Origin of the sequence: Mesorhizobium sp. M0802, from assembly GCF_040320115.1 — a bacterium.
Taxonomy (GTDB): domain Bacteria; phylum Pseudomonadota; class Alphaproteobacteria; order Rhizobiales; family Rhizobiaceae; genus Mesorhizobium.
This window is the reverse complement of record NZ_JAMYOY010000001.1, coordinates 276,759-296,875: the sequence shown is the minus strand read 5'-3', so window position 1 is coordinate 296,875 and position 20,117 is coordinate 276,759. Positions and strand designations below refer to the sequence as shown.

At 62.6% G+C, this 20,117-nt stretch carries 19 protein-coding genes; 1 reads left to right on the top strand and 18 read right to left on the bottom strand.

Going from position 1 to position 20,117, the window contains the following annotated elements; translation table 11 throughout:
• The first annotated feature begins 325 nt into the window (after positions 1–325).
• A complete protein-coding gene (locus tag NKI10_RS01475) occupies positions 326–697 on the top strand; it encodes a response regulator (protein WP_023817741.1) in 372 nt (123 codons plus the stop codon).
• 746 nt (positions 698–1,443) lie between these two features.
• On the opposite strand, the gene NKI10_RS01470 is transcribed toward NKI10_RS01475, so the two are convergent.
• From NKI10_RS01470 to NKI10_RS01385, 18 genes are all read right to left on the bottom strand, one after another.
• The gene (locus tag NKI10_RS01470) at positions 1,444–1,629 is read right to left on the bottom strand and encodes a hypothetical protein (protein WP_023681021.1); all 186 of its coding nucleotides are present in this window, start codon (positions 1,627–1,629) and stop codon (positions 1,444–1,446) included.
• A gap of 1,467 nt (positions 1,630–3,096) precedes the next feature.
• Complete coding sequence (locus NKI10_RS01465) at positions 3,097–3,603, bottom strand: flavin reductase family protein (RefSeq protein ID WP_352858138.1); 507 nt, start codon at positions 3,601–3,603, stop codon at positions 3,097–3,099.
• 27 nt (positions 3,604–3,630) lie between these two features.
• Entirely contained in the window at positions 3,631–5,061 is a 1,431-nt protein-coding gene (locus NKI10_RS01460; RefSeq protein ID WP_352858136.1) for an FAD/NAD(P)-binding protein, read from the bottom strand.
• Positions 5,058–6,233, bottom strand: coding sequence for an FMNH2-dependent alkanesulfonate monooxygenase (gene ssuD, locus NKI10_RS01455; protein WP_352858133.1), 1,176 nt, complete (start codon positions 6,231–6,233; stop codon positions 5,058–5,060). Before ssuD ends, NKI10_RS01460 begins: the two co-directional genes overlap by 4 nt.
• A 156-nt stretch (positions 6,234–6,389) precedes the next feature.
• The gene (locus NKI10_RS01450; RefSeq protein ID WP_352858130.1) at positions 6,390–7,637 is read right to left on the bottom strand and encodes an SfnB family sulfur acquisition oxidoreductase; all 1,248 of its coding nucleotides are present in this window, start codon (positions 7,635–7,637) and stop codon (positions 6,390–6,392) included.
• The gene (locus NKI10_RS01445) at positions 7,634–8,425 is read right to left on the bottom strand and encodes an ABC transporter ATP-binding protein (protein WP_352858127.1); all 792 of its coding nucleotides are present in this window, start codon (positions 8,423–8,425) and stop codon (positions 7,634–7,636) included. The genes NKI10_RS01450 and NKI10_RS01445 overlap by 4 nt, the downstream gene beginning before the upstream one ends.
• Positions 8,426–8,490: 65 nt before the next feature.
• Positions 8,491–9,822, bottom strand: coding sequence for an ABC transporter substrate-binding protein (locus tag NKI10_RS01440; protein ID WP_352858124.1), 1,332 nt, complete (start codon positions 9,820–9,822; stop codon positions 8,491–8,493).
• 47 nt (positions 9,823–9,869) lie between these two features.
• Positions 9,870–10,919 carry a branched-chain amino acid ABC transporter permease gene (locus NKI10_RS01435; protein WP_352858122.1) on the bottom strand — a complete coding sequence of 350 codons (1,050 nt, stop codon included), beginning with the start codon at positions 10,917–10,919 and terminating at the stop codon, positions 9,870–9,872.
• 3 nt (positions 10,920–10,922) lie between these two features.
• Positions 10,923–11,819, bottom strand: a complete 897-nt coding sequence (locus NKI10_RS01430) for a branched-chain amino acid ABC transporter permease (protein WP_023706571.1) — start codon at positions 11,817–11,819, stop codon at positions 10,923–10,925.
• Complete coding sequence (locus tag NKI10_RS01425; protein ID WP_031251647.1) at positions 11,819–12,721, bottom strand: ABC transporter ATP-binding protein; 903 nt, start codon at positions 12,719–12,721, stop codon at positions 11,819–11,821. Before NKI10_RS01425 ends, NKI10_RS01430 begins: the two co-directional genes overlap by 1 nt.
• A gap of 51 nt (positions 12,722–12,772) precedes the next feature.
• The gene (gene sfnG, locus NKI10_RS01420; RefSeq protein WP_023701791.1) at positions 12,773–13,873 is read right to left on the bottom strand and encodes a dimethylsulfone monooxygenase SfnG; all 1,101 of its coding nucleotides are present in this window, start codon (positions 13,871–13,873) and stop codon (positions 12,773–12,775) included.
• Positions 13,874–13,896: 23 nt separating this feature from the next.
• Complete coding sequence (msuE, locus tag NKI10_RS01415) at positions 13,897–14,466, bottom strand: FMN reductase (RefSeq protein ID WP_352858119.1); 570 nt, start codon at positions 14,464–14,466, stop codon at positions 13,897–13,899.
• Between the two features lie 305 nt (positions 14,467–14,771).
• Positions 14,772–15,014 carry a hypothetical protein gene (locus NKI10_RS01410; RefSeq protein WP_156933493.1) on the bottom strand — a complete coding sequence of 81 codons (243 nt, stop codon included), beginning with the start codon at positions 15,012–15,014 and terminating at the stop codon, positions 14,772–14,774.
• Positions 15,015–15,239: 225 nt separating this feature from the next.
• A complete protein-coding gene (locus NKI10_RS01405; RefSeq protein ID WP_352545316.1) occupies positions 15,240–16,478 on the bottom strand; it encodes a Zn-dependent hydrolase in 1,239 nt (412 codons plus the stop codon).
• Positions 16,475–17,317 carry a BtpA/SgcQ family protein gene (locus tag NKI10_RS01400; protein ID WP_352545199.1) on the bottom strand — a complete coding sequence of 281 codons (843 nt, stop codon included), beginning with the start codon at positions 17,315–17,317 and terminating at the stop codon, positions 16,475–16,477. The genes NKI10_RS01405 and NKI10_RS01400 overlap by 4 nt, the downstream gene beginning before the upstream one ends.
• A complete protein-coding gene (locus NKI10_RS01395) occupies positions 17,314–18,222 on the bottom strand; it encodes a ribokinase (protein WP_352545200.1) in 909 nt (302 codons plus the stop codon). Before NKI10_RS01395 ends, NKI10_RS01400 begins: the two co-directional genes overlap by 4 nt.
• 2 nt (positions 18,223–18,224) lie before the next feature.
• Positions 18,225–18,995 carry a glutamine amidotransferase gene (locus NKI10_RS01390; RefSeq protein WP_352858116.1) on the bottom strand — a complete coding sequence of 257 codons (771 nt, stop codon included), beginning with the start codon at positions 18,993–18,995 and terminating at the stop codon, positions 18,225–18,227.
• A gap of 32 nt (positions 18,996–19,027) precedes the next feature.
• Positions 19,028–20,116: a phosphotriesterase family protein gene (locus NKI10_RS01385; protein WP_023727752.1), complete on the bottom strand. Its 1,089-nt coding sequence runs from the start codon at positions 20,114–20,116 to the stop codon at positions 19,028–19,030.
• Position 20,117 lies beyond the last annotated feature (1 nt).

Sequence of the window (20,117 nt, the reverse complement as noted above, 5' to 3'; positions counted from 1 at the left end):
GTCGCCCAAGATGGAGAGAGAGAGAGGTGCTACTCATGCTTGAAGAGCCAATGGCGTGGTACGGAGGCTTTTAGATTTTGCGGATCGTGGAGAGGGGTAAACGCCTATCCAACTCTCGATGGAGCGGAGGCGGACCGCAGCTCCATTGACGCGCTAATCTTCGGCTCCGGTAATTCAGCAAGTGGTCGGTGGAAGCGCCTGCGCTCCAGCATCAGCCTCACCTTGCTGCATGGAGAGGTTACCTATAGGTTTGCGGACATGTCGAAACAACTGTCCGAAGGTCTCGGATCGACATCTCATTTCCGGTCAATCGCAGAGAGGGGCCGTGAGCGAAAGCGTGAGTGTTCTGATTGTTGAGGATCAATGGCTAGTCGCGCAGGACACTGCCGCGCGGCTGCGTCGCGCCGGTTATCAGGTGGTCGGACCTGTGCCGTCGGTATCCGCCGCTCTGCGTCTTATCGAATCGGACAAGATTGACGTGGCGTTGCTAGACATCCAGCTGAACGGTGAAACGGGTCTGCCCGTGGCGAGGATATTGCAGGCGCGAGGCATCCCCTTTGCTTTCTTGTCGGGATTTGGCCCCGCCGACGTTCCCGCGGCTTTCCGCGACTGCAGATTCCTGCCGAAGCCGGCAACCGATGCTGTCATCCTTGCTGCTGTCAGCGAGTTGGCGTCCCTGCGCACAGCTTCGCGCTGACATTCGCTCCGACCGTATTATTACCGGAGTTGCGCCCTAGCGACCTGATAGGCCGGGCGAGGTCAGTTCACACAAGGCAACATTGGAGCTTTGGCCAGGAGGACGGCGAACTACGACCGTCGAGGACGGAAATTCAGCGTTCAAAAAGCATCCGCCGGGGTTCCACTTCTCGGCCTGTTGGCGGCGATTTGGACTTAGGTCCGATCCCGGTCGCCAGAGGTCGGATTGCGGAACATCTGCCAAGGACCCACGTTCGGGTTTGAGCACGGAGGTGCCGGCCGGTCTCGAAGCGCAAGTTTCACGGGCAACTGTTGGGGAGTGTCGTAGTGCCGATTTCAAACGATATGGGGGACGAGTACCTGGAACTGGAATGTCCAAACTGTTCTCATGTCATCATAAAAAAGGGATCGTGGTTGAAGGTGATATCCAACTTCAACTGCACCCAATGCCATGCAAAAATCAGAATTGGTTATATGACCAAGCTCGCGCTTTTCGAGAAAAAAAGGCAAAGCATGAACCCGGCTGCCCGGTGAGAGTCCTAGCGGCCCGACAGTCGTTTGGGGTGGTGCGTTGAACCGTCGGGCCTGACCGGCCCGATGGCGGGGGAGCCAGGCCGGCTGGGTGAATCGTATACATTAGATCGTGCTTATCAAGCCCAAATCCGCGGCGCGACATCGCCTGGTGGGCAACGGTGAAACTCGCGCCCGTATACGCGCTAGGAGGAACGTCGGCGGTCAACATGCCGCTCATTCGTAGAGAGTGCGAACAGCTTCATCAAACAGCTCCACCTCGGCTTCAACCTTTTCAGCCGCTTTATCGACCTTGTCGAAACGCTTCAGCATTCGGTTGTGGAGCATGGACAAGCGTGCGGCATGGTAGACCACGCTGCGCTTGTAACCTTCAGAGTCGAGTGGTTCGAACAACATTGTCATGGCAGAAATCCTCAATGTTTTTCGTCCTGCAATCCTTCCCTAGTAAACCGCCAATTAACTCTTTCGTTCCGCTGGTGATGCGAAGGCGCCCGACTGAATAAGTCGTTGCGCTGTCTCCAGACTGCACGAGCGTGCTTCGTCTGTCTGAGGTTGGGCCCCAAGGCTTGCGCTTGCCTCGCCTGTTCGGCTCATGCTGCGTCAGTCACGACATCGACGGCCAGCTTCAGTTTAATCGCTTTGGGCGTGAGTTGAATACCGGCGCTGCCAAGAAATTGCCGAATGATCATCCTGCTCTGGTGGGACCGCTCAACCCGTCAGGAGCGACGAACCGAGCCGGCTTGGATAGTCGCCCCGCCGCAAGGACGCGAGCGGATCGAAGATCACGTCGGCAGGTGCTCTGCCCTCTCTAGGAAGCCGGCGCCGCGCGCACTTACTGAAAAAACCCAAACAGAATAAGAGCGAGAAAGGCAAACAGCAGCGCTGCAGCCGCTAGCAACACACCTTTGTTGGAGCCCCGCCGAGGTTGAGGGTCAGGCACGAGTTTTTTCCGGTTTGGGAGTTCATTCATTGGACATTAATTTGCGGCTGCAAATTAGGTTCCGCTCATGCTTGAATGCCTACAATGCCGCCCCACAGCGCCCTACAGGCGCACGACCTTCGCTAGCCATAGGCGTATCCGCTGGCCTTCTGCAAAGGACAACGCGAACGATTCCTGATTGAATGACCGGGCAATTTCCTGATCTTTCTCATTGATTTCGTTTAGCTGGTTTACTTACTGATGTTGCGAACGACAGATGTCGCCGAAACCACAACGTAGAAACACGGCGACTGCAAATCCTAGTTTAAGCCACTCGAGCAGAAGATCGGAGCGATGCCTATGTGCCGCCGAAGCGCAAGAAGCCGCTGCGGGACATGCCAGTCTCGCCAGCGCTAGTTAGGGCTGCCGGCGCGGATCTAGCGTTTCTTCGGCTTCGGCGTGATGTCCTGCGACCCGCGCCTTGTCGCCATTTTTCGCGAGAACACCGGATTTTGCCTTGTCCTTACTGGTCGGCAACTCTGGGACCGCAGCGGCCGACGGCGCCGGGCGCCAGTGGCAGATCGGTCGTGGCCTTCAACGGCAAGCACGGCATGGGCGCGGGCATGACTTCTTCGTTGCCCTAGCAATCGCAATCGGCTGCCCAACGGCAGTGCCTGGCCGCTACGCGCCACGGAAGAATTGTTCCTCTCAAGCCTCTTGGCTGGAAAAGGGCTTCCGCAAGTTCAACAACAACGCGCAAAGCCCGTATTGGCTCACATCCAAACAATCGCACATAGTGCTCCTGCGCCATCTCGGTCGCGTTTTCGCATCTTGGGTGTGTGCGGCGCGTCTCGGCGAAGGGCTATGGAGAATTCGTCTTTCGTTCCTTCGCCGCCTTGAATGAGACAGAGGGTTTCATGGCTGTCAGAAAACGACACGTACCAACCCGCTCAAGATGATCCATATGCGCCGTGATGATAGATCAGTGCCGGACCGGGCTCCCCGCTCACCACATGCCGGACGCTGCCGAGGATTAGCGCATGGCTGTGGCGAACTATGGTATCCTCGACGGTGCAATCGACCGCGGCAAGCGCACCTTCGAGTGCCAATGCGCCGCTTGCAAGGGTGGACCAGCGTGCACCCTCGTAGCGAGCCTGCGCCTTGAGGCCGCCTCGACCAGCAAAACGGTCGGCGATCGCGATCTGGTCGGCGCGTAGCACATTCACGCAGAAGTGCCGATGCCGGCTGATGGCTGCCCATGTCGACGAGCTCAGGTTGATGCTGACGACCATCACCTCCGGTTCGACCGACAAGGAATGGGCTGTGGTAATTGTTGCGCCCGTCCGCTCGTCGCCGATGCCTGCGGTGACCACGGACACGGCTCCGGCCAGGTGTCGCATCGCAAATTTTAGGGAGATCCGGGTTTCATCCGGCAGAATGCGTTCGGTTAGTGTCATCTGGATAGCCTCATCGTGTTTGCACCTTCACGACGCCCTGCGACGCAACGCCGTCTGGTAACCCAACCATTGGTGAATTTCGGTGGCGATGCTCTCGGCATGGGCGGTGACTTCAGGGATGCCCATCAGCTCGCCGACGCTGCCGCGCGCCAGCGGTCCGCTGATGAAAATATTGTCGGCCGGGTGACCTGACTTACCGACCGCGCGGCCGTGGCTGTCGGTGCCGAGACCAAGGCCGGTTGGGTCAAGACGGACCAGGCCCAGATGTCCAAGGGCGGCAATCGCCGTGTTGGTGCGAAGAATGTCCGCATGCGCCGGCCCGGTCGTCACGATCACGCTGTCGAACGTCTCAACGATGAGGTCGTGTCGGCGCCTTGACCGCTGCGTGACGCGGATACGTCCGTCGGCCTCTTCGGCCTCGACAATCGATCCGGCGCGATAAGCGAGCGTCCCCTCGTCAAGGCGGCGATCCAGCACGACTGCTACCTGTGGCGCGATGCGGAAACGATGCACGTCCCAGAGCGCGCGAAGATGGCGCACCACGCGGCGCTGCTCGGCGAGCGGCAAGGCCTGCCAGATCAACTGCCCCTGACGCCGGACAGCGTCGAGGACCGGATACCAGTCTTCGCCCTGTCGCGTCGCTGCCGCGATCGTGGCCCGGATGCGCCTGAGCAGCACCGTGGCGCTGCGTAAAGGCAGGCTGGTGAAGTCGCCTATCGGGTCGCCCTGCATGGTGGCCTGCACATGCGAGCGATAGCCATGGCGCGACAGTGCCGTGATGCGGCCGCGATGACCTCTACGGTCGAGGGCTGCAATGACGTCGGCCGAGGTCAGACCGGCGCCAACAATGAGAACACGGTCGTCGCGGCCGATCGCCTGCAGCCGTTCGAGATCGTAGGGATTGGCCACCAATCCGGCGACTGAGGCCACGCTGCGCAGCGGCGCCGGGAGGGCCGGCAATGGATGCGTCGCGGCGATCACCACAGCATCGGCGGAAAGCGTTGCGCCATCGGACAGGACAAGCCGGTAGCCCTCGCCACTGCGCTCGACCCAAGCAACTTCGGCCCTGACATGGCGGATCGCCTTGCTTTGCAGGAAGGGCTGCAGGTGGGATTCGACATAGCGGCCGAAGACCCGACGCTGCGGGTAAATCGCGCCGCCAGCGGCGATGGCCTGCGTATCGTCCAGAATAGCGCCGGTCTGCTCCAGCCAGTCGGAAAAATGGCCCTCCTCACCTGAGATCAGCGTCATCCTGGACGCCCGCACGTTGATGCGGTGCGAGGGATCGGCCGTCGAATAGGCCAGACCATAGCCGAGCGCCTCGCGCGGTTCGACGACCACGATATCGGCTGCATCGGCGGGCAGCAGCCGCGCCAGGTGAAACGCGGTTGCGGCGCCGGAAAAGCCGCCGCCAATGATGGCGACCGTCAGTTTCCCAGCCCTGCGGGAAGCGCTCAAGACTGGCTCGCGCGCAGCGCCGATGGTCGATGATCTCCGGCCACCGTTTCGCCGAACGGTCCCATGTTCACCGTCGTCGGCCGGGTCGAGATTTCGTGATCGAGCGGCAGCAGCGGCAGCACCAGTTCGCCGAAGCGATAGGCTTCCTCCAGATGCGGATAGCCGGACAGGATGAAGGTATCGATGCCAATCCTTCGGTATTCGTCGATCCGTTCTGCCACGGTCGCCGCGTCACCGACCAAGGCGGTGCCGGCGCCGCCGCGCACGAGGCCAACGCCGGCCCAAAGGTTCGGGCTGATTTCGAGCTTGTCGCGGCTGCCGCCATGCAACCGGCTCATGCGCGACTGGCCAACCGAATCCATGCGGGCGAAAACCTTCTGTGCCTCGGCGATCGTCTTGTCGTCGAGGCGGCTGATCAGCCGATCGGCATCGGCCCAGGCCCCGTCATTGGTCTCGCGAACGATGACATGCAATCGGATGCCAAAGCTCACTTCGCGGCCGGCCTTTTCGGCAAGGCTGCGCACATGCTCGACCTTGGCGGCGACGTCCGCCGGCGGCTCGCCCCAGGTGAGGTATTTGTCGATCTGCTCGGCGGCGACCGCATTGGCCGCGTCCGACGAGCCGCCGAAATAGAGCGGCGGGTGCGGCGTCTGCACCGGCGGGAACAGCAACCTGCCATCTTCGATGTGGAAATGCTTGCCTTCGAAGGCTACGGTTTCGCCGCTGAGCACGGCCTTGTAGATGTCGAGAAATTCCCGCGTCACCTCATAACGCTCGTCATGGCTGAGGAATATGCCATCGCCCTTGTTCTCGACCGGATCGCCGCCCGTGACCACGTTGATCAGCAAGCGCCCGCCCGAAATGCGGTCGAGCGTCGAGGTCATGCGCGCGGCGAGCGTCGGCGACTGCAGCCCTGGACGGACCGCAACGAGAAAGCGAAGTCGTTGCGTCAGCGGCGCCAACGCCGACGCCACCACCCAGCTGTCTTCGCAACTGCGCCCGGTCGGCAGCAGCGCGCCATAATAGCCGATGGCGTCGGCCGCCTTGGCGACCTGGGTGAGATAGGGCAGGTCGACCGCCCTGCCGCCCTCGGAGGTGCCGAGATAGCGGCTGTCGCCATGGGTGGGCAAGAACCACAGGGCCTTGATCCTGTCGGGGGCGGCAGTGCTCATGAATAGTCCTTTGTATGTTTAGCCGACGCTCAGAGACTGTTTCGAAACTCGCTCTGGCGAGTCATATGGTGGTGGTTTCGAGAACCGGCGCGCAGCGGACGTTGGGTCCGTGAGCACCGGAAGCGCAGAAAACGCCATCAGATGGCCGCCAGAGTCTCAGCTCCAGGCGTGGAGCGGCGGGTTGACCTCGTTCAGGTAATAATTGCCGAGGATCGCGTATTTCCAGCGCACCGGATCGTGCAGCGTGTGGGTGCGGGCATTGCGCCAGTGGCGGTCGAGATTGTGCTCGGCCAGCGTGGATCGCGTGCCGGCGAGTTCGAACAGTTTGTTGGTGGCATTGATCGCGATCTCCGTGGTGAGGATCTTGGATTCGGCAACTGCGATCTGCGCTTGCGCGACGGCCTTCTCGTTCGGATCGGCCACGGCGCGATCGACCGCAAGGCCGGCCTTTTCGAGAATAGCCTCGGCCGCGTTAGCGCGCAGGCGAAGGTCGCCGATTGCCTGGATGGTATAGGGATCCTGCCAGGCATGCTCGACGCCGCTGTCGATCCACGCGCGCGACTTGGTGCGCACGAAACTGACCGTCTCGTCGATTGCCGCCTTGGCGATGCCGAGATCGACCGCCGCCTGGATGATCTGGAAGATGGGTCCGTCGACTGTCGGCTTGTCATAACCCTTGTAGCCGGGGACGAGATGCGTCTTCGGCACCTTCACATTGTCGAGCAGGACCGTGCCGGAGAGCGTCGTCTTCTGGCCGAAGCTCGACCAGTCGTCGATGACGGTCAGTCCGGACGCCCCGCGATCGGCGATGGCATACCAGGCGCGCCCCTCGTCATCGAGCGCCACAATCGGCACCAGATGGGCGAGCAGGGCGCCGCTTGAATAGAATTTCTGGCCGTTGACCACGACATGGTCACCGGCATCGACAAACTTGGTCTCGAAGTCTGCGGCACGCTTGGAGCCGAACTCGGAAAACGCGTTGCCGAAGCGCGTGCCGGACAGTGCCTCGGCGAAGAGCAGCTTTTTCTGCGCCTCGTCCGAAACCGTGCGGATGGCGGCGACCACGCCGAGATGGTTCTGCGGAATCTGGCCAAGCGAGGGATCAGCCGCCGAGATGATGGTGATCACCTTCGAGAGCGTCACATAGGAAACCTCCGGCCCGCCATAGGCCTTCGGCACATTGATCGACCACAGGCCGCTCTGCGAAAACGCATCCAGCTCTTCCTTCGGCCAGATGCGCTCGCGATCCCGCTTCGACGCTTCCCTGGCGAATTCAATGGCAAGTTTTTCGGCGATGGCGATCGCCTCAGCATCGGTCTTGATGATATGCGCCTTGGCCGACGGGCGCTCGACCGGAGGCACGGCGACGCGCGCGTCGGACGGCTGCTTGGATTGGATGGTCATGCTGCAGTCTCCTGGGGAAAGTGTTGCGATGGAAGCGGCGCGCCGCCGAGATAGTAGATCTTGATGTCGTCGCGCTGGCGCAGGTCGGCAGCCGACCCTTCCAGCACGCTTTTACCGTTTTCGAGCACGGTGGCGCGGTCGGCATATTTCAGCGCCACCGCCGAATTCTGCTCGGCGACAAGGATCGAAAGACCCTCGTCCCGATTGAGCCGCTTCAAAGCGCTGAAAATTTCGTCGACGATCAGCGGCGCGAGCCCCATCGAGGGCTCGTCGAGCACGAAGAGTTTCGGCCGCGACATCAGCCCGCGACCGATCGCCGTCATCTGCTGCTCGCCGCCGGAGGTGAGGCCGGACCGCGTGCGCCGTTTCTCGAGAAGCCTCGGAAACAGCGCGTAGACACGCTCAAGGTCGGCCTTCACGCCAAGGCGCGAGGACGAGCGCCCGAGCGCACCGGTCAGAAGGTTCTCCTCGACAGTCAGCGAGCGGAAACAGTGCCGGCCCTCGAGAACCTGGACCAGGCCCTTGCGGACAAGGTGCGAGGGGCTTGCCCTTGAAACATCCTCGCCATCGAAAATGATCCGGCCGGCGGCAACGGCGCCGCGCTCTGCCGGCAGAAGATTGGATGCGGCTCGCAACAACGTCGTCTTGCCGGCGCCATTTGAGCCGAGCAGCGCAACGATCTCGCCCTTGCCGACCGAGAGGTCAACGCCATGCAAAGCGGCGATGGCGCCATTGTAGACGGCCTCGACGCGGCTGACCGACAGGATCGGATTTTCCGGGCTGGACATCGATAACTCCGCTGCGAAGATGGATGGCACGGCCGGCCCGCGGGCCGGCCGTGAGCTCTTCAAACTCAGTTGCTGATCACCGCATCGGCGTCTTCGGCCGTGCGGATCTTGAGGCCCTTTTCCTTGGCATAGGCCTCGGACGACTTCTCGATGATCGGGCGCAGCAGCTTCCAGTCGGGCGCGATCCAGTCGGACACGACGTTCCACTTCTTGCCGTCCCACTGCTGGAAGGTCACGTAGCCGTCACCTTCGTGATTGTCCCAGGAGACGTTGATCGAGTGGAACAGGTCCTTGGCACCGAGCGCCTCGACGCGCGCCGGGTCGAGCTTGAGGTGTTCGAAGCCCCAACGGACCTCATCGCCGGTCAGCGTGCGATTGCCGAATTTGGCCTGCGCGATGCGGATGGCTTCGACATTGAGGATGCCGTTGACGATGCCGAGATTGTGGTAGACCGAGCCGACGCGGCTCTTATCCTCGAGATTGCCCTTGCCGGCGTCGTAGACCGTCTTGACGATCTCCTTGACGACCGGATAGTCGGCGCCAGACGCCTGGGTGGTGATGGCGGTGTAGCCCTTGGCGGAGTCGCCGGCGGGGATGACGTCCTCTTCAGAGTTGGACCAGACATTGCCGACGATGTGATCGGCCGGGAAGCCGGTCTTCTGCGCGGTCTTGAGCGCAACCGGGTTCATCACGCCCCAGCCGCGCAGCACGACATAGTCGGGGTGCTCGCGACGGATGGTTAGCCACTGCGCCTGCTGCTCGTTGCCGGGGTGCGGAACTTCAATCTGCGACAGCTCGAAGCCGTATTTCTGCGACAGCAGCTCATAGATCGGGATCGTCTCCTTGCCGTAGGGCGAGCCGTGATAGAGCACGACGATCTTCTTGCCCTTGAGCTTGTCGAGGCCGCCTTCCTTGGAGGCGATGTAGTTCACGATGCCCGATGTTTCGCTGTAGGGGTTGAGCAGCAGCGGGAAGACGTAAGGGAATACCCGGCCGTCGGTGGTGTCGGTGCGGCCGTGATTGATGGTGATAAGCGGCACCTTGTCGTCGGTGATGCGGTCGATCATGGCGTAGGCGATGCCGACCGAGAGCGGGTTCCAGGCGGCGATGCCGGGATTGCTCTTCAACCGTTCGTAGACCTCGACGCCCCTCTCGACCTCATACTGGGTTTCGCCCTCGCTCCAGGTCAGCTTGACGCCATTGACGCCGCCGTCGCGGATGTTGATCAGGTTGAGATAGTCGATGAAGCCGCCGAAGAAGCCGGTGCCGCCCGCGGCATAGGGGCCGACGCGGTAGCTCTGCAGCGGGAAATATTGTTCGTCGGCATGGACGGCTGTCGCGCCGAGCACGAAAGCGGTGGCGATCGCCGCTTTCTTGAGGTGATTGAAGAAGGTCATGAGTTGCGTCTCCTGAGGTGGGTCCGTGAGAGAATGTCGAGCGGCGCTCAGCTGGACCTTGAGCCGATCCGTCGTTTCAGGCGGTCGAAGAGGGCCGACAGCCCGTTCGGTTCCGCGATGAGGAAAATGATGATGAGCGCGCCAAGCACGATGCGCTGGCTCATGTCGAGCACACCAGAATCGAACAGGCCGCCGAACACGAAGGCGCCGAGCCGAGACAGAACGAGCGGGAAGACGACGATGAATGCGGCGCCCAGAAACGCACCGCGTATCGAAGCCAGCCCGCCGATGATGATGATGAACAGGATCTGGAACGAGCGGTCGAGATTGAAGCCGGCCGGCTCGACCGTGCGCAGATAGGTGAAGGCCCACAGCACGCCGGCGACGCCGATGATGAAGGACGAAATGGCGAACGCCAGCAGCTTGGTCCGCAGCACCGGCACGCCAATGATGCGCGCGGCGGTTTCATTGTCGCGCACGGCGATGAAATTGCGGCCGGTGGCGCTGTTGACCAGCCGCCAGACCAGTGCCGTCAGCAAGGCGACGGTGGTGACGGAAAGTAAATAGCGTCCGGCGGCACCGTCGAGCGAAAACCCGGCGACGGCAAGGTGCGGCGCGGAAATCACCCCGGACGGATTGTCGTTGGAGAACCAGCCGAACTTGGTCAGCGCCCACTGCACGAAAAACTGGGCGGCCAGCGTCGAGACAGCGAGATAGAAGCCGCGCAGGCGCAGGCTCGGCAATCCGAAGATGACGCCGATGCCGGCGGCCGAAATTCCCGCCAGGATCATGGTCGCCGCCAGCGGCAGTCCTTCCACCCGCAGGTTGAAATTGTATGCGGCGAAGGCGCCTACCGCCATGAAAGCGGAGGAGCCAAGCGAAAGCTGGCCGCAATAGCCGGTCAAGAGGTTGAGGCCGACTGCCGCCAGGCTGAGCGCCAGGAACGGCAGCAGGATCGCCTCAACCAGATAGCTCGAGGCATAGGCCGGGATCAGGCCGTAGGCGACGACGATCAGCACGGCCGGCAAAGCGAATTTCCGGGCGAACTTCTGCCAGTCGATTGGAAGCCTGGCGGCGTCGAGCGCTTGCACGGCCATCGGTCAGACCCTTTCGACGGTTTTCTGGCCAAACAGGCCGGAGGGACGCACCAGCAGCACGACCAGCGCCAGCGCATAGGCGAACCAGCCTTCGATGCCGCCGCCGACGAAGGGGCCGAGATAGACCTCGGCGAGCTTTTCGCTGGCGCCGATGATCAGGCCGCCGACGATGGCGCCAAGGATGGAATCGAAGCCGCCAAGCACCAGCACCGGCAGCGCCTTCAACACGATCAGTGACAGCGAGAACTGGACGCCGAGGCGGGCACCCCACAGCAGTCCCGCGACCAGCGCCACGAAGCCCGCGGCCGTCCACACCGTTCCCCAGATCCGCGGCAGCCGCAGTCCGACGGCAAGGGCCGCGAACTGGTCGTCGGCGACGGCGCGAAACGCCAGCCCGATCCGGGTCCAATAGAAGAAGGCGCTCAAGCCCGCCACCATCGCTGCGGCGATGCCAGCTGCCAGAAGGTCGAACGACGAGATCAGGATGCCGCCGACCTCGAAGGGCGTGTCGTCGATGCCGAGATCAAGCCCGTGCACCTGCGTTCCCCAGATCAGCTGGGCTGCACCCTCGATGATGTAGGACAGGCCAAGCGTGGCCATGAACAGCGTCATCGGCGAGCGGTTGACCAGCGGCCTGAGCACGGTACGCTCGATGGTGAAACCCAGCGCGACCATGACTGCGAAGGTGATCAGCAGCGCAAGCGCAAACGGGATGCCGCGTTCGACCAGGCTGACAAAGGTGAGTGCCGCAAACAGCACCATCGACCCTTGCGCGAAGTTCAGCACACCCGACGTCTTGTAGATCAGCACGAAGCCGATGGCGACGAGCGAATACATGACTCCCGACAACAGGCCGCCGACCAGCACTTCGACAACGAAGAGAAAATCATAGTAGCTCATCAGATGCCCTCGCCATCCTCGCCCTCGGCGGTGCCGAGATAGGCCCGGATCACGTCCGGATCGGCGCGCACTTCGGCCGGCGTGCCGTCGGCGATCTTGCGGCCGTAATCGAGCACGGCGACGCGGTCGGATAGGCCCATGACGACCCCGATGTCGTGCTCGATCAGGATGATGGTGACGCCATGCCGGTCGCGCGCGGCGCGCACGAACCCGGCCATCTCGGCTTTCTCGGTCGCCGTCATGCCCGCCATCGGTTCGTCGAGCAGCAGGATCTTCGGCTCGGCAACCAGCGCTCGCGCCAGTTCGACCCGCTTCTGCAAGCCGTAGGGCAGCGTCGCGACCAGCTGATCGGCGACCGTTTCCAGATGCAGGAAGGCGATTGTCTGGTCGACCTTTGCGGCAATCGCAGCGTCTTCGCGCCTGGCGCGTGGCAGGCCGGCAATATGTTCGACAAAACTGGCGCGCCTGGTGTGGACGCGGCCCGACGCGATGTTGTCGTGCACGGAAAGCCCGGGAAAGAGCGCCAGGTTCTGGAAGGTGCGCGCGACGCCCAGACGTGCCAGACGGTTCGCGGGCACACGGGAGAATGACTGGCCGGCGATCGCGATCTTGCCGTGGTCGGCGTGATAGAGGCCGCTGATGATGTTGATCAGCGAGGATTTGCCTGCGCCGTTGGGGCCGATCACGGCGCGGATTTCGCCGCTCTTGACCTCGAGATCGACATCGCTCAGCGCCGTGACGCCGCCGAACGAAATGCCAATCCCGCTCAGAGTCAGGATCGCATCGACCTTTGCCGACAGGCGCGCCGGGCGCGTGTCCGTGAGTGGACCAGCGCCAGCAAGAATGCCGGGGATTTCGGGCGCACGCTCGTATGCGGCGGCTCCCAGCGAAGCACCAATCATGACACGTTCCTGATTTTCAAGGAGTGCGCGGCCCGCAGGCCGCGCCCTGGCCTATTCGGCGGCGACAAGCTCCCTGTCACGCGCCGCTTCCAGTTCGCGCACCAGCGGGATGATGCGCTTGCCGAAGAACTCGACCTCTTCCTGGAAATGCAGGAAGCCGAGCAGGATCAGATCGGCGCCGGCATCCTTCAGCTTGAGGATGCGTTCGGCGATCTGTTCCGGCGTGCCGATGAGATTGCTGCGGAAGCCGTCATTGTACTGCACGAGATCCTCGAGGGACGACTTCGCCCAGTTGCCCTCGCCTTCCGGCGAGGCCTTGCCGGCATTCTTGACCTGGTCGGCAAAGCCCTGCACCGCTTCGGGATTGGCCTTGGCGACGATCTCGTCCAGCACGGCGCGTGCTTCCGCCTCGGTTTCGCGAGCAATGGCAAAGGCGTTGACGCCGATCTTCACCTTGTGGCCATTCGCCTTCGCCTTGGCCTTGATATCGTCGACCTGCTTCCTGATCTCTTCGGGCGTGTTGCCGTTGGTGAAATACCAGTCGGACACCCGCGAAGCCATGTCACGCGCGGCGCGCGACGAGCCGCCCTGGAAGATCTCGGGCTGCGGATCGATCGGCTTCGGCTTCATCGAGTAGTTGGTGAAGCGATAGAAGTCGCCCTTCAGCGTGAAATTGTCCTCGGTCCAGATGCCGCGCAACGCGCGGATGAACTCCTCCGAGCGGCGGTAGCGCTCGTCGTGGTCGAGCCACAGCTCGCCGATGGCGGCGAACTCGCCACGGAACCAGCCGCTGACAACATTGACGGCCACGCGGCCATTGGTCAGGTGGTTGATGGTGGCGATCTGCTTGGCCGCCAGCGCCGGGTTCCATGGACCGGGCAAGACGGCGGCAATCACTTTCAGCGTCGTGGTGGCGGCCAGCAGTGCGTGGCTGAACGACACGGATTCGTGCTGGTTGTCGGCGCCGTAGCCGGCGGTGAAGCGGATCTGGCTCAGTGCGTAGTCGAAGCCGTTGGCCTCTGCGATCTGGGCGAGCTTGCGGTTATAGTCGATGTCCCAACCGGTCCGCTGCTCGATGTTGGAGATGACCAGGCCGCCGGAGACGTTCGGAACCCAGTAGGCGAATTTCAGGCCGTCGGAATGAGACGTCATGTCGTTGTTCCCTTTTGGTTGGCTCAGCCGACGCGCGCTGCGGCGGCGGCATTTGTATGGTTGGAATTGAGCAGTGAAACCGCTTCGGATGCGGCCCGTGAAATGCGTTCGCGTATCGCCTCGCCGACGATTTCGGCGCCGATGAAATCGTCGGGCGCCCCATAGACGCCGGTCGGTACGGTGACGGCGCTCAAAAAGCCGAATAATGGCCGCAACTGATGTTCGAGAACCAGGCCATGGTATGGACTTCCGCCTGTCGCCGCGAGAAGCACGGTCTTGCCGGCGAGCGCGCGATAGTCGACGAGGTCGAACAGGTGCTTGAGGGCGCCGGTGTAGGAAGCCCGATAGACAGGCGTTCCGACCACGAGCAGATCGGCCTTCTCGACACGCTGGATAATCGCTTCGCCGGACGCGCCGAGGGCGCCACGGGACAGTCCGACAAAAAGCGAAGGCGCCGCCTCGGTGATTTCGATCAGGCCCGTGTCTGCCGGGACGCGCAGCGCCACGTCCTTGACCAGCGCGTTCACCACCGCGGTTGTGCGCGATGGCGTGCTTACGCCGCCGGATATTCCAAGAACCGATAGCCTTGCCAACTCATCAATCTCCCAGACCCTGCATGCGCATCGGTCATTTCCAAACCGGGGCAGACGATATTCGACAAAATCTATAGAGATAAGGAACGACGTTTCGATTTTTCGCCTTTGGCGAGAAAAATCCGGTTCTGCTAATGTGCGGTAGCAACGTCCATCTGGCGATGGCCGGGAAGGATCAAAACGGCTCGCAGTCATCTATCGACATTTTTGAAAGCGCCGATGCCTTTGGGCAATAAGGTTCGTTGCCATGATGCCTGGCGTCGCCGTCGCGCAATACTACGAAGCGGCTTCCCTTGCCGGCGGCATCACCAGTTTCTGGGTGCCCAATCGGGATTGTCTCTTTCCATGGTGCGCGACATTGGCTTTAGGATTAGCCGCAGCGACAGTTGGGACACACGCATCCTTGTGGACGCCTCGAGTGCGACAACGTCCAGCAGCGCTGGACGGCTGGACGGCGCCAGTTGCTCGCGATCGACACGGGCAAGCTCTATGGCGGGCGTGGGGATTTCCTGCCGGTGGCCGAGGCGATAGCCTAGCAGATTCGTCACCGCCTATATCACCCACGGCGTCAATGACGGCCCAGGAATCTGGTGGGCTTTTCTGCTGGGTCAGGTGTTGAATGTGGGCCGATCGTAAGTCCGCGATCAATCCGCCGCAGCTCGGCGGCCTTGACCACCCGTTGCAGCTCGCCGACGTCACGAAATGACGGACGGGCACCAGGAAGTCCCACGGGTTGCCTCTTCACGCCAGCACGCCTGTGCCACCGTCGCTGCCTAAGAGGCGGCGACGGTGGCCGCTTGAAGCAGAACCCGCGCGCCGGTAACCGCGTGGGCAGGCTCCACATATTCCGCCTCGTTGTGGCTCAGCCCGTCACGGCACGGCACAAAGATCATCACGGCAGGCGCCACCCGGGCGAGGAACAGCGCGTCATGGAATGCACCCGAGATCATCTGTTTGTGCGGCAGCTTTAGGCTATTGGCGGCCTCCTCGACGGTTTTGACCATATCGGGAGAGAATGCCGCCCCCGGCATGTCGAACGACCGACTGATCGTTACCGTGCAATGCTGAGCTTCTGCCTCCGCCGCGCACACCTGGCGCAGTTCTGCTTCGATGGCATCGAGCCGCTCTACCCGCGGATGCCTGATATCGACGGCGAAGACCACAGACTGCGGTATGGCGTTGATCGATCCCGGCTGGGCGGTCACCCGGCCCACCGTCAGCCTTGCCCTGCTGTCGAACGGCATGATCGTCGTCTGGAGCCTGTGAATCGCGGCAACGGCCGCGACCATCGGATCCCTACGGTAGGGGAGGCCGGTTGTGCCGGCGTGACCGGCGGCGCCCTCAATGCAGACCTCCAGCCAGCGCGTACCTTGCACGGCTGTGACGATACCGATCGGCAACCGCTCCTTTTCCAGCGATGGTCCCTGTTCGATATGCAGCTCGATGTAGCCGGATATCGGCATGCCGAGGGGGCGAAGGGTTGCCTCTGGCAAGGCGGAGATCGTTGCCCCGACCTCCTCTGCGAGGGACGCACCGTCGCTGCCGACTATGGACCGCCATGCGCAAATGTCGGCTCCGGTGAAGGCCATGGAGCCCATGACACCCGGCGTAAACCGGCTGCCCTCTTCATTGGCCCAGGCGACGACCTCGATCGGCATCCGAGTCTCGGCCCTCGCGTCCTCCAGCGCTTCGAGCGCCTCGAAGGCGGAAAGCGTACCGAGCGCTCCATCGAAGCGCCCGCCGGTCGGCTGGCTGTCGAGGTGGCTGCCGATAAGCAGCGGCGGCAGGGTGGCATCCGTGCCCTCGCGGCGGATGAAAAGGTTTGCCATGGCGTCCTGGAAAACCGCGAAGCCGCGCGCGAGCGCCAATTCCGCCAACAGGCGCCGGGCGCCGCGATCCTCGATGCTGAACGCCTGTCGGTTTACGCCACCGGCTGGCGTCGCGCCGATCCGGGCGAAGGCATCGAGCCGGCCCAGCAGCCGCTCGCCGTCGATCTCCGGCACTAAAGTCACCGCTTGAGGCCGCGGATGAAGGCCTTCACCCGTTGCGGATCGACCTGATTCCACCACACTCCATCATGTTTCAGCGAGCTGGCGACAATGACGCCGTCGACGATGTCCAAGATATCGTTGGCGTTGTCGGGTGTCACCCCGCTGCCGACAAGCATCGGCAGTCCGGCGGCGTCCTTGATCATCCTGATGTAGCTGAGGTCGGCGGCGTGGCCAGTGCGCTGGCCGGTGGCGATCACCGCGTCGGCATCGAAGAACACGAGGTCCTTGACCTGCTCCTCGATCGGCCGGTCGCCGACGATCGCGTGGGCGCCATGCTTGACATGCGCGTCGGCGAAGATGCGGATACCGTTGGCTCGAAGCCTAGCGCGGAAACGCATGGCGCGCGCCGCTTCGCCTTCGATAAAGCCCTCGTTGGCGACATAGGCGTTGGCCCATTGATTGACGCGCACGAAGGAAGCACCGGAGGCACTGGCGATCGAAAGCGCGGGAATGGAGGCATTGGCAAGCACATTGATGCCGATCGGCCGGCCGAGTTCTCTGCGGATCCGGTCTGAGACGACAGACATGTAGGCGGAGGTTTCCGGCCCGATATCATCCGGCTTGGAAAACGGCACGTCACCATGGTTTTCGGCGATCACGCCGTCACACCCTCCCTGCAAATAGGCTTTGGCGTCGTCGAGGCCGCGTTGATAGATGGCCTCGATCGCCTCGCCATGGTAGCGCGGCGCCCCCGGCAGGGGGGCGAGATGAACCACGCCGATCACCACCTTGCTTCTGCCGAAGATCGACTGCAGCGCATCATTCGTCACCTGGCCGACGGGTTTGGGGGATTGTGTCATGCGGTTTCCGCTTCTGTTGTTTCCATGAGCAGTTTCATCTCCCGCCTGCCGGGGCAGGACTCAAGCGTGCCGGCGCGTCCGACCGAGACAGCGGCCGCGCGGACCGCAATCCGCGCTGCCGCGGGGAGCTCCATGCCGGCCGCAAGGCAACCAGCGAGGCAACCGCAAAAGACGTCGCCCGCGCCGCTGGTGTCTAGCACGGCCACCCTGGGCGCCGCGATCCGGTCGATCCGTCCTTGGTTATCGACCAGGCAGCCGAGTGCGCCAAGCGTCACGATGGCAGCGCCGGCGCCCTGACGGATCAAGTCGCGGGCCGCCATGGCAGGGTCGCCAGCCCCGGTCAGTTGCGCCGCTTCGCCCGCGTTGGCGATGACGACGCTGACGTCGCTCAAGCCCGGTGTGTGGTCGGCCGCAAGCGGGCTCGGATTGAAGATCGTCATCGCTCCCGCGCCCCGCGCCACCTTCAGGCAAGTGGCCGTGATATCCGGACCCAGATTGCCCTGAAATACTACGATATCGCCGCGTGCGATCGATCGGGTAAAACCGCTGTCGGCCATAGGATTGTACGCGGCGGCGCAACTGGCTCCGGTGACGATGAGGTTTTCGCCGCGCGCATCGACCATGATCGTCGACCGATCGCTGGGCAGTGCCAGTACCGCCAGATGGCTGGCATCGAGATCGCGGCTCAACTGCTCTGCGATCCAGGCTCCGGCGGGATCGTTGCCGATCGCGGCACGGAAGCGAACATCGGCTCCGGTGCGCGCCGCGGCCAGCGCCTGGTTCGCACCCTTGCCGCCAAGTCCGTCAGCATGTTCCGATGCGTTCAGCGTCTCGCCTGCCGCCGGAAACCGGTCCAACCGAAACGTTGTATCGACGCAAACATTGCCGACGACATGGACGCGCATGGCTAATCCCTGGCCGTTGCCCAGCCTAGCATCTGTTCGAACAACGTCTTGTAGCCATTCCAGGCGATGAAGCCCGGCGGCAGCCAATGCGGCCCTACATCCGACGTCCAGGCGACGGTGCGGCCTTGGCCATATTTGCCGGTCGCCAGCAGCGGCAGCGAACGGTAGTCGGAAGAGACGGTGGCGAGAACTTCCGCGCCGTCCTTGACCGTGACCTCGTTGAAGCCAAGCAGGATTGGCCAATCCTTGCCGAGGCCCTTGAGGATCGGATGGGTCTGCGGGCCGACGACGACCGGCGCATAGCCTTCTGGAACCTCGACACGGTCGTCCACCGGCAGGCAGATGACCGGCAAAACGTCCTCAACCGGCGTCTTGTGATAGCGCGCGCCACCATTGATGCCCTGGAAGCTGTAATACCCGCCGAACATCAGCAGGCCGCCGCCATTGCCGACATAGTCGCGCAACAGGCGCAGCCGGTTCGGCGTCGGTTTGGAGTGGATCCAGGTATCGGGGTGAAGCAGCAGCGTGTTGGCTCCAAGATCGGAGAGCACGACCGCGTCATAGGCCGAAAGCGCTTCCATGGTCTGCGGGAAATTCCGCTGTGCCTCATGCGCCGGCATGAAGGTGACGTCGAACAGGCTGTCCTTCAGCGCGGCCAGCAACTCATCGGCACCGGTGTGATAGGTCACGGTGGGAAACTGATCGAAGCCTTTGATGTGGGTCGCGGTCGAGACCCAGGACTCGCCTGCGAGAAGAACCTTCTTCCTGGACATGTAGTCTCCCTATCTTGTTTTGGAGCCGCGGCTCAGAGGCCCTCGGCGAACACAGTCTTTGGATTGTCGATGAGCATCGTGTCGATTGCCGACTGCTCGACACCATGGCGTTTCAGTCTCGGCACGAAATGCTTGAGGATGAAGCCGTAGCCGAAACCGCCGAAGCGGGTCAGCATGATCTTGAGAAAGACGTCCTGCGACAGCAGAATCCTGTCGAGCAGTCCCATATCGATCAGCGAGCGGATCGCCCGCGCATTCTGCTCGTCGGACGGCGACTGCGCATCCTGGTCGGCATAATAGAAATCCATGCCGATCATGTCGTATTCCAGGAAGGCGCCACGCGCGGCGAGGCTTTGCTGGTAGGCAAGATCGTTGTGGCTGGGGTTCATGTGGCAAAGCACCGTATGCCGGAGATCGGCGCCTTCTGCCTCGACCACGTCAAGCACATCATGCGCCAGCCGCTCCCAGCCGGGCAGATGAATCGTCAGCGGCACGCCGGTCATCTTGGCCGCACGGGCGGAGGCCCGCAGCGACTTGCGCTCCTCGTCGGTAAAATCCTTGCTGACGCCAACCTCACCGATAATGCCGGCAATGATTTCGGGCTGCGCCGACCCGCCGCCGACATCATTGACGAGGAATTCGGTGACGTCGTCAACGTCCATCGCTTTCAGCCAGACGGGATGGGTGTGCTGCAGGTAGAAGCCCGTCCCCATGACGATCCGCAATCCAGAGGCGCGGGCGATGCGCGCCAGCTTCACCGGATCGCGGCCAATGCCAATGTTGGTCGCATCCACCACGGTATGGCCGCCGAGCGCCCGGTATTTCGCCAACTCCGAAAGGGCTAGGTCGCTGTCGTCGAGCGAGACGTTGTCGCGGTTCATGTAGGGGTTCATCCGCAACTCGCCGATGATCTCCATGCTGACCGGCTGCTCGCCGATCTTCTTCTCGTCGGGATGGCAAGGGCATTTCCACGACGTCGCGCCATCGAGCAGTATGTGTTCATGCATCAGCGTCACGCCCATATCGGCGATCGCAACCGGGCCAGTAACGGTCATCACCGTGCCGGAGCGAACACCGATCGGTGCCCGTTCCCTTGGCTTGTCGTCGAACAGATGATCCATG

Coding starts and splice junctions, on each gene's coding strand:
- NKI10_RS01470 (WP_023681021.1), bottom strand. CDS start 1,629: ATGACAATGTTGTTCGAACCACTCGACTCTGAAGGTTACAAGCGCAGC.
- NKI10_RS01465 (WP_352858138.1), bottom strand. CDS start 3,603: ATGACACTAACCGAACGCATTCTGCCGGATGAAACCCGGATCTCCCTA.
- ssuD (WP_352858133.1), bottom strand. CDS start 6,233: ATGAGCACTGCCGCCCCCGACAGGATCAAGGCCCTGTGGTTCTTGCCC.
- NKI10_RS01450 (WP_352858130.1), bottom strand. CDS start 7,637: ATGACCATCCAATCCAAGCAGCCGTCCGACGCGCGCGTCGCCGTGCCT.
- NKI10_RS01445 (WP_352858127.1), bottom strand. CDS start 8,425: ATGTCCAGCCCGGAAAATCCGATCCTGTCGGTCAGCCGCGTCGAGGCC.
- NKI10_RS01440 (WP_352858124.1), bottom strand. CDS start 9,822: ATGACCTTCTTCAATCACCTCAAGAAAGCGGCGATCGCCACCGCTTTC.
- NKI10_RS01435 (WP_352858122.1), bottom strand. CDS start 10,919: ATGGCCGTGCAAGCGCTCGACGCCGCCAGGCTTCCAATCGACTGGCAG.
- NKI10_RS01430 (WP_023706571.1), bottom strand. CDS start 11,819: ATGAGCTACTATGATTTTCTCTTCGTTGTCGAAGTGCTGGTCGGCGGC.
- NKI10_RS01425 (WP_031251647.1), bottom strand. CDS start 12,721: ATGATTGGTGCTTCGCTGGGAGCCGCCGCATACGAGCGTGCGCCCGAA.
- sfnG (WP_023701791.1), bottom strand. CDS start 13,873: ATGACGTCTCATTCCGACGGCCTGAAATTCGCCTACTGGGTTCCGAAC.
- NKI10_RS01400 (WP_352545199.1), bottom strand. CDS start 17,317: ATGACACAATCCCCCAAACCCGTCGGCCAGGTGACGAATGATGCGCTG.
- NKI10_RS01395 (WP_352545200.1), bottom strand. CDS start 18,222: ATGCGCGTCCATGTCGTCGGCAATGTTTGCGTCGATACAACGTTTCGG.
- NKI10_RS01390 (WP_352858116.1), bottom strand. CDS start 18,995: ATGTCCAGGAAGAAGGTTCTTCTCGCAGGCGAGTCCTGGGTCTCGACC.
- NKI10_RS01385 (WP_023727752.1), bottom strand. CDS start 20,116: ATGGATCATCTGTTCGACGACAAGCCAAGGGAACGGGCACCGATCGGT.